This is a genomic window from Pseudomonas sp. TS_SC_3 (assembly GCF_056156225.1).
Genome location: NZ_CM149586.1, coordinates 2,007,741 through 2,019,980, shown reverse-complemented (window position 1 = coordinate 2,019,980; position 12,240 = coordinate 2,007,741). Strand labels below are relative to the sequence as shown.

The 12,240-nt window shown below is 59.4% G+C and carries 16 protein-coding genes; 15 read left to right on the top strand and 1 reads right to left on the bottom strand.

The genetic code is table 11. The annotated features are described in order from the left end of the window. The first annotated feature begins 9 nt into the window (after positions 1-9). The 10 genes from AC0J6G_RS09760 to AC0J6G_RS09715 are packed head-to-tail and all read left to right on the top strand — an operon-like array spanning position 10 to position 6,370. The gene (locus AC0J6G_RS09760; RefSeq protein ID WP_475247247.1) at positions 10-489 is read left to right on the top strand and encodes a hypothetical protein; all 480 of its coding nucleotides are present in this window, start codon (positions 10-12) and stop codon (positions 487-489) included. A gap of 47 nt (positions 490-536) precedes the next feature. Next, on the top strand, positions 537-1,388 hold the full coding sequence (locus AC0J6G_RS09755) for a RyR domain-containing protein (RefSeq protein WP_475247245.1): 852 nt from the start codon (positions 537-539) through the stop codon (positions 1,386-1,388). Continuing rightward, positions 1,388-2,059, top strand: a complete 672-nt coding sequence (locus AC0J6G_RS09750; protein ID WP_475253523.1) for a phage adaptor protein — start codon at positions 1,388-1,390, stop codon at positions 2,057-2,059. The genes AC0J6G_RS09755 and AC0J6G_RS09750 overlap by 1 nt, the downstream gene beginning before the upstream one ends. After that, positions 2,056-2,346 (top strand): HP1 family phage holin, encoded by a 291-nt coding sequence (locus AC0J6G_RS09745; RefSeq protein WP_475253521.1) that lies wholly within the window; start codon positions 2,056-2,058, stop codon positions 2,344-2,346. The genes AC0J6G_RS09750 and AC0J6G_RS09745 overlap by 4 nt, the downstream gene beginning before the upstream one ends. Continuing rightward, the gene (locus AC0J6G_RS09740) at positions 2,343-2,906 is read left to right on the top strand and encodes a glycoside hydrolase family protein (RefSeq protein ID WP_475253519.1); all 564 of its coding nucleotides are present in this window, start codon (positions 2,343-2,345) and stop codon (positions 2,904-2,906) included. The genes AC0J6G_RS09745 and AC0J6G_RS09740 overlap by 4 nt, the downstream gene beginning before the upstream one ends. A gap of 1 nt (position 2,907) precedes the next feature. Next, complete coding sequence (locus tag AC0J6G_RS09735) at positions 2,908-3,048, top strand: hypothetical protein (RefSeq protein WP_475253517.1); 141 nt, start codon at positions 2,908-2,910, stop codon at positions 3,046-3,048. After that, complete coding sequence (locus AC0J6G_RS09730; protein WP_475253515.1) at positions 3,036-3,527, top strand: lysis system i-spanin subunit Rz; 492 nt, start codon at positions 3,036-3,038, stop codon at positions 3,525-3,527. The genes AC0J6G_RS09735 and AC0J6G_RS09730 overlap by 13 nt, the downstream gene beginning before the upstream one ends. Then, the gene (locus AC0J6G_RS09725) at positions 3,520-4,152 is read left to right on the top strand and encodes a hypothetical protein (RefSeq protein ID WP_475253513.1); all 633 of its coding nucleotides are present in this window, start codon (positions 3,520-3,522) and stop codon (positions 4,150-4,152) included. Before AC0J6G_RS09730 ends, AC0J6G_RS09725 begins: the two co-directional genes overlap by 8 nt. Further along, the gene (locus AC0J6G_RS09720) at positions 4,149-5,639 is read left to right on the top strand and encodes a hypothetical protein (RefSeq protein WP_475253511.1); all 1,491 of its coding nucleotides are present in this window, start codon (positions 4,149-4,151) and stop codon (positions 5,637-5,639) included. The genes AC0J6G_RS09725 and AC0J6G_RS09720 overlap by 4 nt, the downstream gene beginning before the upstream one ends. A gap of 23 nt (positions 5,640-5,662) precedes the next feature. Next, a complete protein-coding gene (locus tag AC0J6G_RS09715; protein ID WP_475251893.1) occupies positions 5,663-6,370 on the top strand; it encodes a hypothetical protein in 708 nt (235 codons plus the stop codon). A 494-nt stretch (positions 6,371-6,864) separates the two neighbouring features. Here the strand turns inward: AC0J6G_RS09715 and AC0J6G_RS09710 are convergent, their stop codons facing one another. Then, the gene (locus tag AC0J6G_RS09710) at positions 6,865-7,095 is read right to left on the bottom strand and encodes a hypothetical protein (RefSeq protein ID WP_475251895.1); all 231 of its coding nucleotides are present in this window, start codon (positions 7,093-7,095) and stop codon (positions 6,865-6,867) included. 23 nt (positions 7,096-7,118) lie between these two features. Here AC0J6G_RS09710 and AC0J6G_RS09705 point away from each other — a divergent pair, with 23 nt between their 5' ends. The 5 genes from AC0J6G_RS09705 (at position 7,119) to AC0J6G_RS09685 (ending at position 12,157) form a co-directional block, all read left to right on the top strand. Continuing rightward, the gene (locus AC0J6G_RS09705) at positions 7,119-8,402 is read left to right on the top strand and encodes a hypothetical protein (protein WP_475253509.1); all 1,284 of its coding nucleotides are present in this window, start codon (positions 7,119-7,121) and stop codon (positions 8,400-8,402) included. Then, positions 8,392-8,910 (top strand): hypothetical protein, encoded by a 519-nt coding sequence (locus AC0J6G_RS09700; protein ID WP_475253507.1) that lies wholly within the window; start codon positions 8,392-8,394, stop codon positions 8,908-8,910. Before AC0J6G_RS09705 ends, AC0J6G_RS09700 begins: the two co-directional genes overlap by 11 nt. 30 nt (positions 8,911-8,940) lie before the next feature. Continuing rightward, entirely contained in the window at positions 8,941-9,360 is a 420-nt protein-coding gene (locus AC0J6G_RS09695; RefSeq protein ID WP_475253505.1) for a hypothetical protein, read from the top strand. A gap of 303 nt (positions 9,361-9,663) precedes the next feature. Next, positions 9,664-11,223 carry a hypothetical protein gene (locus AC0J6G_RS09690; protein WP_475253503.1) on the top strand — a complete coding sequence of 520 codons (1,560 nt, stop codon included), beginning with the start codon at positions 9,664-9,666 and terminating at the stop codon, positions 11,221-11,223. 1 nt (position 11,224) lies between these two features. Beyond that, entirely contained in the window at positions 11,225-12,157 is a 933-nt protein-coding gene (locus AC0J6G_RS09685; protein ID WP_475253501.1) for a hypothetical protein, read from the top strand. The last annotated feature ends 83 nt before the right edge of the window (positions 12,158-12,240 follow it).

The window sequence follows — 12,240 nt, the reverse complement described above, 5'->3', positions numbered from 1 at the left end:
GAGGCCATCATGGCTAAGGTAACGATTAACCAGTTTCGCGGTCGCCAATTCGGCGGCGCTTCCCCGTTCGGCAACCTGTCGGTGCTGACCTACGCGCTGGCCACTGCTGCCAATGGCGGCGCGGTTGGTGCTGACTCTGCTGCGCCACTGGCAGTCGATGACAAGGTAGTCCTCGGCACTCTGCCGGCTGGCATGCGCCTGGATGACTGCACGCTGGTGATTTCCACTGCAATGTCCGCCACCGTCACCGGCTCGCTCGGCTTTGAGTACGAGGATGGTGAAAACAGCGCTGCTGTGCCGCAGGACGCGGCGTACTTCGGCGCCGGCATTGCCCTGAGTTCTGCCGCTCGCCTGCGCAACGCATCGAGCAAGGCCGTCGTGACGCTGCCCAAAACGGCGAATCTGGTCCTGACCATCGCAGGCGCCCCAAACGCCAAGTCGAGCAAGATCGACGTAGCGGTCATCGGCGAGCTGCTTGGCCCGAAGTAATCCACTAGCGGGAGGGCTTCGGCCTTCCCGCGCTCAGGAGTAATGCCGTGTCTAAGTTAATGAGTGTTGCGCTGATGGCGATGGTTTGCCATGAAGCGAATCGCGCGTACTGCCAGTCGCTCGGCGATGACAGCCAGCCTGCATGGGCAGACGCACCGCAATGGCAGAAGGACAGCATCGAGGCGGGTGTGAAAATGAACCTGGCCAACCCGGATGCAACCCCGGCTGACTCGCACGCTTCCTGGCTGGCGGGTAAAGAGGCCGACGGCTGGACCTATGGCCCGGTCAAGGATGCCGACGCCAAGACCCACCCTTGCTTCATGCCGTATGACGAACTGTCGCCCGAGCAGAAGGCCAAGGACTTCATCTTTCGTGGCGTAGTGCATGCACTGGCAGCCGTGCCGATCACCGTCGAGGCAGAGCCTGAACAGCGGCCGAGCAGCGCTAAGGTGCTGATCGTAGACGACGTGCAGACGGGCTATGCACTGGTGGAATACATCGGCCGCCGCGAGTCGTGGAAGGACCACCTGTACCAAACCGGCCTGACCTTTGAGCGTGGCCAGGTGCGTTCTGTGCCTCACGACATTGCGCGCAAGCTGCTGCGCCACGGCGATATGTTTGCTGTTGGCAAGACGGCCCCGCGCACCGCTAAGGCGCCCAAGGCGGCCAGCACGGACGATACCGCCGCCCTACTGGAAGAAGCCGGCAAGCGGCAGGAAGAGCAGCGCAACGAGCTGTCTGACCTGCAAGACCTGCGCGACCGCGTGATGCTGATGGACAAGGCCGCCCTGCGCGAGTTTGCCACCAACAACTACCGGCAGACGCTCGGCAGCCGGGACACGGTAGACGTTATGCGCACCAAAGCTATTGGTTTCATTGACCAGTACGGGGCTGTCTGATGACGCGCGACGAGCTGACCAAGGCGTTTCGCATCGACGTGCAGGACACGGTTAAGCCGTACCTGTTCAACGACAGCACGGTGCATGGCTGGCTGGCTGAGGCCGAGGCAGAAGCGGCTATTCGTGGGCGCTTACTGCATGAGTCGAGCAATGCGCTTGTGTGCGAAATCGACGCCGAGGTCGGCACGTCGGTGTATCAGCTGCATCCGGCGCTGTACGAGATAAGCAGCATTGGTTTCCGCCTGGCCGGTGCGCCACGGCGCGAGCCGGTCAAGCTGGTGTCCGTCGAGTACCTGGATGACCGGGTGCGCGATTGGCGCGATCTGGACGGCACGCCGACTTACGCCATTCAGTCCGAAACATCTATCCGCTTGGTGCCGCGCCCATTGGCGGCCGGCACTTTGCTGATGGAGTGCTACCGCCTGCCGCTGAAGTCGCTCGCCGAGAACGGCACGGCCAAGCCAGAGATTCATGTGGCGCACCATCGTCACCTGGTCGACTGGGCGTTGTTCCGTGCCTACGGCTTGCCTGACTCCGAAACCATGAACCTGGGCAGCGCTGATGCAGCTGAGCGCCGCTTTACCAACTACTTCGGTGTACGTCCGGACAGCAATCTGCGCCGGATCACGCGCGAAGACGGACCACACCACAACCAGGCGCACTTTCTATGAGTCAGACAGCCGACAAAGTAATGAGCGCGGTCAGTTATGCAGGCGGCGCTGTGTCCGTGGCAGCAGGGCTGACGCTGACCGAGTGGGGCATCATCGTCGGCATCGTGACAGCGCTGCTTACGTTCCTGGCCAATCAGTGGTGGCAGGCGCGCAAGTACCGGATGGAGCTGCGCATGCAGGAGGCTGCTAATGCTCGGGCACAGCGCATCCATGACCTTGAGGTCCAGCGCCTGTGTCGCCAGCTGCCAGGCTCAAACACTTGCGAGCTGCAGGGAGGTGGCGAGTGACAGGGCGCGTTAGGACGCTTGCTGCTGCTCTTACGTTGAGCGCGATAGGGTTTGCCGGATGGATTGCCAGCGAAGGCAGTAGCCCCGCAGTCAAGCAGGATGGTGCTGAGTTACTGGCGCCGCACATCCCTACCAAGGGCGATGTGCCCACCATCGGGTATGGCTCAACCCGCTATGAGGACGGTACGCCTGTCACGCTGGCTGACCGCCCGATTACCCGCGAGCGCGCTGACCAATTGGCGCGAGCACTTCACAGCGAGGAAGAGCGGCGTTTCCGCGCCACGCTTCCTGGCGTGAAGCTGTACCAAGAGGAATACGACCTGTACCTGGATTTTACGGGCCAGTACGGCATTGGCAATTGGAGCCGGTCAGCCATGCGCCGTGAACTGCGTGCAGGAAATTACGGCAAGGCCTGCGCCGCGCTGCTGTCGTATCGACGCGCCGCAGGTTACGACTGCTCAACCCTGGTCAACGGCAAGCCTAACCGGCGCTGCTGGGGCGTGTGGGAGCGGCAATTGAAACGCCATGCCAAGTGCATGGCGGCTCAAGGAGGGGAGTGATATGCGCCTACGTCAACGCAAGCGCGTAGTCGCTCGCCGAAAGCCAGTGCTGACGCCTGAGAAAGTGCAGGTGCCCACTGACGAAATGCCGGTAGGCCTGACCTACCCAATCGCCAAAGGAGCAAAGCCATGCGCGTATTGATCGCCATTGCGGCCGCTCTTGGCGTCCTGTTGATCCTGGCGCTGTGGCGTATCGATAGCGTCACCAGTGAGCGCGATAGCGCGGTAACGGCGGCCGACCAGAGTGCCGCTAAGGCGGAATCACTGCGCGTCACGCTGCGTATCAGTCGTGAGCTGATCACCGACTACCAGGCCGCCGAGGCCGAATACCAGAAGGAAACGACCGATGCTCAAGATGAGGCTGATCGTCTGCGCCGCTGTCTTGCTGATGGCACTTGCGGGCTGCGAGTCAATGCCACCTGCGTGCGAGTGGACCGACCCACCGCCACTGCCGGCGAGTCTGATGGAGGAACCGCAGAACTTACAGCCGCTGCTGGATGGGATTATTCAGCCCTACAGCAAGGGCTCAAAGAGCAGCGCGCCCAAATAAAGAGGCTGCAGAAAACGCTTAGCGGCCTGCACAGCAGATGCAAGATTATCGGAGTTGGCAGCAATGGCTGAGCAGATCGATTTAACCATCACGCGCGGTAAGACGTTTGAGTTCGGCTTTCTGTATGCCGGGGATGAGCCGCGCCAGATGTTGATCACTGGCATGCCGAGCAAGGTGCCGCTTCGACTCACTGTCCCCGGGCACGGCCTGCCTGACGGTTGGCCGTTTTGGGTATCGTGCGTGAAAGCGCCGGCCGAGCTGAACACCGCCATCGATTCCGACGATGCGCATGAGGTGATGAGCGCTGACCCGTACTTTGTGAAGGTGGTCGATGCGGACACCATCGAGGTGCCTGGCGTTATCGCTGCCTGCTGGAAGTCGCTGAATGGTTCAGGGGTGCTGCTTACCTTGCCGCCCGTTGACCTGACAGGCTGGCAGTGCCGCGCCCAGGTACGGGACAAGGTAGGCGGTGAGGTGCTGTTCAGCTGGCATAGCGACCCGGCAGAAAACCCTGACGGCGAAGCGGTTGTCGATGTTGCGCTGAGCACCTTCTTTCTCAAGATGGATGCAGCCACGGCAACAGCGCTGACCTGGAAGAAAGGCGTCTATGACTTCGAAGCCATCGCCCCGGGCGGTGAGGTGTACCCGCTGACGGCGATCAGCAGTATCACCGTAGAAGATGAGGTGACTGCATGAGCCGGGTAATCGTGGTGCGCGGGGGCAGTCGGCGGTCTGTTATCAAGGCCGGCATGCGTGGTGCGCCCGGTGCTGGTGGCGGTAGTGCTGGTGTAACTAAGTTCAACAACAGAACGGGTGCTGTGGCCCTGACTGGCGCCGATGTGACCGGTGCTCTCGCGTACACGCCAGCCAACAATGCCAGTCTGGCCGCTGTTGCGTTCAGTGGCGAATACGGTGATTTGTCGGGAAGGCCATCGCTGGCAGCTGTGGCGCTCAGTGGTGCCTATGCAGACCTGTTGGGCGCGCCGTTCATTCCGGCAGCACCTGGTGATATAGGCGCTGCATCTGCTGCCCAGGGCGCGAAGGCAGATACAGCCCTTCAGCCTGGGTCACTTGCAGCAGTGGCTACTAGCGGCAGTTACGCTGACCTGGCAGTCAAGCCGTTTATCCCTTCGACACCGGGTGATGTAGGGGCTGCGACAGTGGCGCAGGGAGCGCTTGCTGATTCAGCGGTACAGCCGCCCGCACTTACTTCCGGATTAGCTCTGAAGGTAGATAAGGCTGTGGGTTACGGCCTTAGCCAAGAGAATTTCACACCTGCGGAGAAGTCGAAGCTGGCCAGCCTTGAGGCTGCACTGTATCTCGGCACCTACACCAGCCTGGCCGCACTGCAAGCAGCGCATGCGTCGGCGGCTCCTGGGGCTTATGCCGACGTTGATGCTGGGGTTGGCTCGCCGGTACTACGCTACATATGGGATGACAACGACAGCGAGTGGGTAGCGCAGGCAGGCAGCGCTGATCCGGTAACGGCGGCGCAGGTAAAGGTGCTGTATGAGGCCAATCCGGACACTAATGCGTTTGGCGATGCCGACAAGACCAAGCTGGCCGGGATTGCAGCCGGCGCCACCGCCAACGCAGACACAGACAGCCTGAGCGAAGGCAGCAGCAATCTCTACCACACGGCCGCGCGCGTCATTGCTGCCGTGCTAAGCGGCCTCAGCCTTGCGACTGGAGAGCCGGTAGTAAGCACCGACAGCGTATTGGTCGCTATCGGCAAGCTGCAGAAGCAAATCAGCGACCTGACTACAGTGGTGGAGGGCAAGCAGGCCGCGCTGGTCAGCGGCACCAATATCAAGACCGTCAACGGCCAGTCGCTACTGGGGGCTGGCAACCTGACCGTTTCAGCAGCGCCGGCACCCGTCACCACCGAGTCAACCACCGCTCGCACCCTTGGCGTGAACGATGCGGGCGCTTACATCCGGTTCACAAACGCAGCAGCATCCACCGTCACGGTTGCTCCGCAAGGCCAAGCGGCATGGGCTGCCGATACCGAGGTACACATTCGGCGCGCTGGCGCCGGCAATCTAACCCTAGCCGCAGGCGCAGGCGTAGCCCTAAACGCTCCGAGTGGAGGAACCTTAGTTATGACGGATCGCATGAGTGCAACCATTAAGCGCGTAGCGCCTGATGTGTGGGATGTGATCGGCCATACGGTGCCGGCATGATCCCCGGCATAACAGCGGGTCAAATGCGCCTGACAGCCGCCGCAACGGACTCTTTGTGGGCTTCCGTAATGGGCCTGTGGCATTTTGATGGTGCCGCCGGGGGCACTACCTTCATCGATAGTAAGAATGGCCAGATTGCAGAGAGAGTCGGAGCCTGTGTCTTGGACGATACAGTTAAGGTTTTCGGGCCGACAGCACTAAGGCATCCGACTGGAACATACCTGCGCGCCCCTAAGAGCCCGAACACGGCTGGGTTCGGCTATTCGGACGCTTGGACGGTAGAGGGTCGGGTTTACTTCGATGTCGAGGGAACGGGGGATGTTGACGCCGGTGTTTTTGAGCTTTCCGCTAGCGGCCCTTACCAGGCGGGAATGTATTTCAGCCGGTATCTCGGTAACTGGTCTGCCTTTTGCTATGCTCAGGGGTCCGCGACCGCTTACGCGGCGTATAATTTGCCCATATCGCATAGGCAATTTTTCTCCTTCAGACTAGTTAGCACTGGCAGCAGTTTTGCTATTTTGATTAACGGTGTATTGATTCCGCTAACTCCGTTTTCTTTCGGAGCCCGGAATTCTTCCGATTACGGTTTGCTAATCGGAACGGCCAAGGCTTCACTGGCCAGCGAAGGAAATTTAGCGGTAAACGGTGTGATTGACGAACTGCGAATTACTAAAGCATCTCGCGGGGTTGAGGCATATACACCGGACGCCGTGCCGTTCCCGAACGGGTAATAGCCGTTGTGTAAAATCGGGTATATCTGCCCGCCCCGCGCGGGCCTTTTACGATGTGGATGTTTAGCGCTTACGGGTAGAGCGTGATCGGCTCGGCATAGTAGCCTTCCTCGCCCACGGCGAAGCCTTCGGGCGCGGCGTTTAGTTCAGGCGTCTGCTGAGTTTCGTAGGCTCTTATAGGTTTTGGGCCGTCGCCTGCTCTGAGCGGACAATCCAGATTTGTTTGCTCACGTTCGCTCCGTGGGTGCCTGGAGGCCCCCAGAATATACCCCTACAAGATAACTACTAAGGCCCAGAGTAGTCCGTTTGATGATTTATTAAGTGCCCGCACAAGTGCTATTGTCCAAGCAACATCGCCAAGACAGGAAGTCACGTGCGCACGTTTATCATCACCGCTGCCCTAAGCCTTATTCTTCTCCGGGTCATCCTGAGTATCGCCGGTTATCACGTAATGCCGCCGTTCTAGCGCCTCGCGCTACGTTGTATCGGGTGCGTTAATCCGTTGGCATCTGCAGCCTGGCCTCGATCTGCTCAGCTTCAAGTAGCAGCTTGTTAGAGATCGATCTGATCTCTGCATAAATGGCCACGCGCTCTTCTGCCGTGAGCCGGTCTTCTTTGTTGAAGTCGTGTTCGTTCAGGTCGATATCGGCCAGTGCCTCGGCTGCGAGCCTGGTTGCTGTTGCGCGTATCAGGCTCGTTCGCTTTCGCCCAAATCTGAGTGCCATTACCACCTCTTATCAATGCCCGCTTGTTCGGGCTTTTTATTGTGTGCACGGCTGTAGGGTTCGCTGCAATCCAGTCGGCAAGAACAGAATCTCGCCATCATTGGGTGAGATGCAGCATGAAACCAATACGCACCGACAACTGGTCGAAGGGAGCGAATAACGTCGCCAATCCTGAGCGGCTGCCTGACGGCTTTGTGCGCGAACTGGTGAACCTCGATCCAACCGAGGGCGGCCAGCTTGAGCTGCGCGCCCAGGAAGAGCTTATTTATCCAGCGGGCAATATGCGCCTGGCGGTTGCACTGCCCGGGCGTGTGGTTTTCGTGGATGGCGACAGCGTGCAGTGTTTCTCCGAAGAGACAGGCATGGCCGCACCGCTTGGGAGTCTGTCGCCAGCAGGCCCGGTGGCTGGCGCTGTGCTCAACGGGCAGGTTTATCTGAGCGGCACCTACGACAGCCTGCGTACAGATGGCCGCACCCTGAAGCCGTGGGCAATTCCTGCGCCCGCGTTCGACGTCGAGTTGATTGGCGGGGCGTTACCAGCCGGTTATTACAAAGTAGCAGTGACCGCGTTTGGCGTAGACGGCGAAGAGTCAGGCGCCGAGCCCTTACTTGTTCGCATTGCTGAGGGCCAGGCGCTGCGTGTTAGTAGCACCGATAGCCGCGCCCTGCGCGTATATGTGAGTCCGGCAAACGCTGCAACGCTCTACAGCCAGGGGCCGCTTATTGGCGGCGCAATGGCCATCACGAAAGTAGATGATCACCTTGCCGCACTGACGACCGCAGGCCTAGTACCGCTGCCGGCGTGCTCGCAACTCACGGCGCATCACTCAGTTCTTATAGGTATTGCCGAGCGCTGCGTGGTGTTTACATCGCCCATGTGCCCACACCTTATGGACCCGGTAGACGGGTTTTTTCAATACCCCGAGCAGCCGTCCCTAATCGCCTCGACCGAGGGCGGCGTTTATGTCGTCGCTGATCAGACCTACTTCATTACTGGCCTGGGCACACCTCAGCCCAGCCAGGTTGTCGTGCTCGATTTGAGGGGCGTGCCTGGCTCAGCCGTGCAACTACCGGATAAGCGTGTTGCCTGGTTTACCCGCTACGGGCAGGCCATCGGTAATAGCAATGGCGAAGTGTCGCTGCCGAACAGACAGACATATGCGCCCGACCTGGCGAGTAGCGGCGCTGCAGGCGTGATTGAAAACAACGGCATCCCAATGGTGGTAACCACCATGCGCGGCGCTGCCAAGCCAAACAACCTTGCTACCGGCGACTTCGCCGATTTGGAGATAGGCGATGAATTTTGACGGCCTGAAAGTATTGGGTTTTCGCCATGATTTTGAGCAGTTCTGTGCTGCTACGGGCGAAGTGATACACCGCGAGGTGAAATACAACCGCATACCGCAACAGGGGATAGATTTCCTGATTCAGTCACCATTTGGCGACGTGGCTGCGATACCTAATTTTTACTGCGCCTTGTTCCGAAATAACGTGCTACCGACGGCGGAAATGACTGCTGCAGACCTGCCAAGCGTACTGGGTGAATTTACTGAATACAGCGAAACCACTCGCCCTGCATGGGAGCGCATCTACAACGGCGCAGGTACGTGGGACAACGTGGCCAGCAAGGCGCTTTTTACAGCGACTGCAGAGCGTGACATTTACGGCTCAGTAATTGTTTCCAGCCCAGTTAAGGGCTCAAGCACGGGCCTGCTTCTGTCCGTTGTGCGCTTCTCAACCGTCAAGAAAATCAGCCCTGAGCATCCGGGACGGCTGGTTTGTGGCTTGACATACATCCCGACTAACGTGCTCTGAGGCCTGACCATGATCAAACAAAGTACCGGCATGCGCGTGGCGCTTGCCATCACCGGCTCCATGAAGCAAACCCTGGACGGCGGCTTAATTCGGGTTTACTCCGGTCCCGTTCCTGCCAATGCCGATGCGGCGCTTGGCGGTGCTGTGCTGCTGAACGAAATCAGTGCTGGTGGTAATGGTGCACCGCTAACCTTTGAGGACACCGCGCCGCTCGGGGTCTTGAAGAAATCAGCCGCGCAAAACTGGACCGGAAATAACTCGGCTGGCGGTTCGCCTAGCTTCTTTCGTTATGTGCTTGCGGGTGACGCGGGCGATGCAAGCGCTACTGCCGTGCGCTTTCAGGGCACGGCCGGGCCGCTTGGCAGCGATATGTTTATCTCGTCCTTGCCATTGGTTCAGGCCCAGCCGCTCTCGTTCCAGCAGTTTGAGCTGGCCATGCCAGAGCAATAAGCCATGGCTAACCGCCTTCAGAGAACTCCGCGCCTAGTCTACATTCCAGGCGTACCAGCCGTGCCTGCCCGCGCGCCGTATTGCATTACGCGCCAAGTGATTAGCAGCTCAAGCGGGGGGCTTTTTTTTGGCGGCGGACCAGACTCTGGCGCATATCAGCCGTTCGGTGATATTCCAGAGGGCTGGTCTGGCGTAAAGCTTGAGGGTGGATACGGCTCCAGCTTCAGCTCGCTGAGGCCTGTCACCCGAACCGAGCAGGTCTGCTACCCCGGCGTTATCGGAAAGCCGGCGATAGAAGCGCGCATGGATCAGCTTGATCACGTTGGGTGGACCGCAGGTGGGCGCTCGGTGAGCCAGGTGCCAAATGACGGATATTTCCAGTGCAGCCTGCCAGGCTCTCCGGTTGGCGTGCAGGTAGGCCTGTGCGGCAGGCAGTTGCAGCATAACTATGCAGACATGAAGCACAGCCTGGTAGCGCGCCGAGAAACATTCAGTATTGTTGAGTCTGGGTCCACGGTGTTTGGCCCTGGCGTACTGCCAGCTGGCGCTCAGGTGGAAATTCGGCGGGGTCGCGGGGTGGTGACGTACTGGGTCAATGGCGCCCAGGTGTATGAGTCGGGCGTGTCATCCGCTGGCGAAGCATACGCAGGAGTTGTGCTTTATAGCGTGGGCGACTTTGTTGATTCGCCCAGGATCGAATCAACTATTGCGCCCGTCTCATTCGCCGCCCGACTGCCGGCGCTGGTTGCAGCAATAAGCGATGAGGGCGGCCAGAACGCCATGCTGGGGCGCTTGCCCTCCATCCACCTCAACGCCCAACTTGACCCGGTTGCGGGGACCGCCTCGTTCTCGATTGTCATGCCAGCACTGGTAGTAGCTATCAGCGAGGCGGGCGGGATAAACCGCATGCTTGGCACCTTGCCTTCTCTTGTATTGACCGCAACGCTTGGGCTTGCAGAGGAAATACCATCCAGCATGGTTGCAATCATGCCGCCGCCGATTCTTTCTACAGTGGGGCTGGCAGGCCAGAGCATATCGTTCTCCGCGCAGCTGGCCCCAATGATTGCGGCGGTTGCCGATGCGCCCCTCAACCGCGTGATCGCTACGATGACAACCAGACTGATGGCTAACATCGTAGAGCCGTACATGCCAGCAGGCGAGACAGACGGCAGCGATGCGATGTTTTTGAATGAGACGGCTGTGCTGGAGACGGCGCTGCTGCTGATTGCAATGGATTCACTGGAGGCATCCAGCACCCAGGCAACACTGACGTTAATTCTTGAGCTGTCGGGCTTAGACTCGCTCGGCGTCAGCAGTGATGCCTCTATTGGGTGGGTTGTTGAAATGCTGGCCCTGGAGCAGGTGGCCATCGTAAGTCGCGCCGGCGCGGCCCGCCAGCAAGCGCTGCAGTATGCGGTCAATTTTATGACCGGCGCCCTGACCACTTACCGCGACTTCGACTTTCTTGGCTTCACCTATGACGATGGCCATGCCTACGGCTGGCGCAAAGATGGGCTGTATCGCTTGGGGGTTGAAGGCGAGAGCGGCGATGTAATTCGCGCCTTAGTGGACTTTGGTGCTTCTGACTACGGTGACGCGCACAGAAAGCGTATGTCCACCGCATTTGTTGGCGTGCGCACTGACGGTGATTGCTATCTCAGGCTGTGCGCAGATTCGGGGCCTGAGCAGGTCTACAGGCTGATCGGCACCGAGCCGCAGAAGCGGGCATTGCTGGCAAAGGGGGTCACTGGCCGAACGTGGAATGTGCGCCTGGAATTGACGGATGCGTCGTATGCGTCAGTAGACAATATTGAGCTGGAAGTCGGGGTGTCTCAACGTCGCGGCTACGGCAGGGGTAAGTGATATGGCAGGCATAGACGATAACGTCACTCGGTTGTTCGAGTTCGCCAATGATGCGTTAGGGCGGGCGGGAGCTGCATCAGGACGAGTCAGCACCTTTATTCCGAATATAGGCGGGGCGAATCTGGATTTCACGGCCAGCGTGCCGCAGATGACAAGGCCTACCGCGATTGCAGATTTTCTGCCGGTGGACAACAGCAGCAGTACGCTGCAGTTTCTCAGCGCTGAAACTGAAGGGCTCGTTGACCAGTACTTTCCTGAGATTAACGGCTGCTTGCGCTATCCGCCAGAAGAGTGGCTGTGCGGAATTATTACCGGGCAGAAGCCATTTGGCTTGAGCAAGGAAGTCTTTGAGGCTGTGTGGCATGAAAGTCGCGACCGTGAGTATCGTGCGCGCAACAGTGCTGTTGAGCAGATTCGCTCGGAGTTCTCTGCGCGAGGGTTCAGTTCTCCGCCAGGAGCAATGTTCAAAGCGATTATGCGCACCGAAGAGCGTGCAAGTGATGCCATTGGCGAGGTAAATCGCGCGCAGACCGTGCGCGACGCAGAGATTAAATTGGACCTGCTAAAGTTCGCTGAAGAGCAAGCTATACGGCTGAAACTGGGTATCTTCCAGTCCATTGCGGATTACTACCGCGTATTGATGGACCTGCCGAGCAAGGACATTGAGGCTTCGCGCATGAAGGTGGCGGCCTATGCCTCCCTCAATGATTCTCTGTCGCAGTATTACCGTGTGCAGCTTGGCTTTGAAGAGCTGCGCTTGCAGGCCGCAAACCTGCGAATGAATGGAAAACTGGATGAAAACCGCCTGCGCGTAGCGGCGGCGGACGGGTCGAAGAATGGCGCGCTCGGTCAAATTACCAGCGCCTTTGCATCGGCTGCCGAGGGCGCGGTGAACGCTGCCGGTACGCTAAATGCAAACATCGTGAGTCAATAGCATGGGCAAGCGTGTGGCCGGTGGTCTTGCCTCGGGCCGCTCGATCACGCCAATGGGAGCGGTGTGGGTTGGCAGAGCCAGGG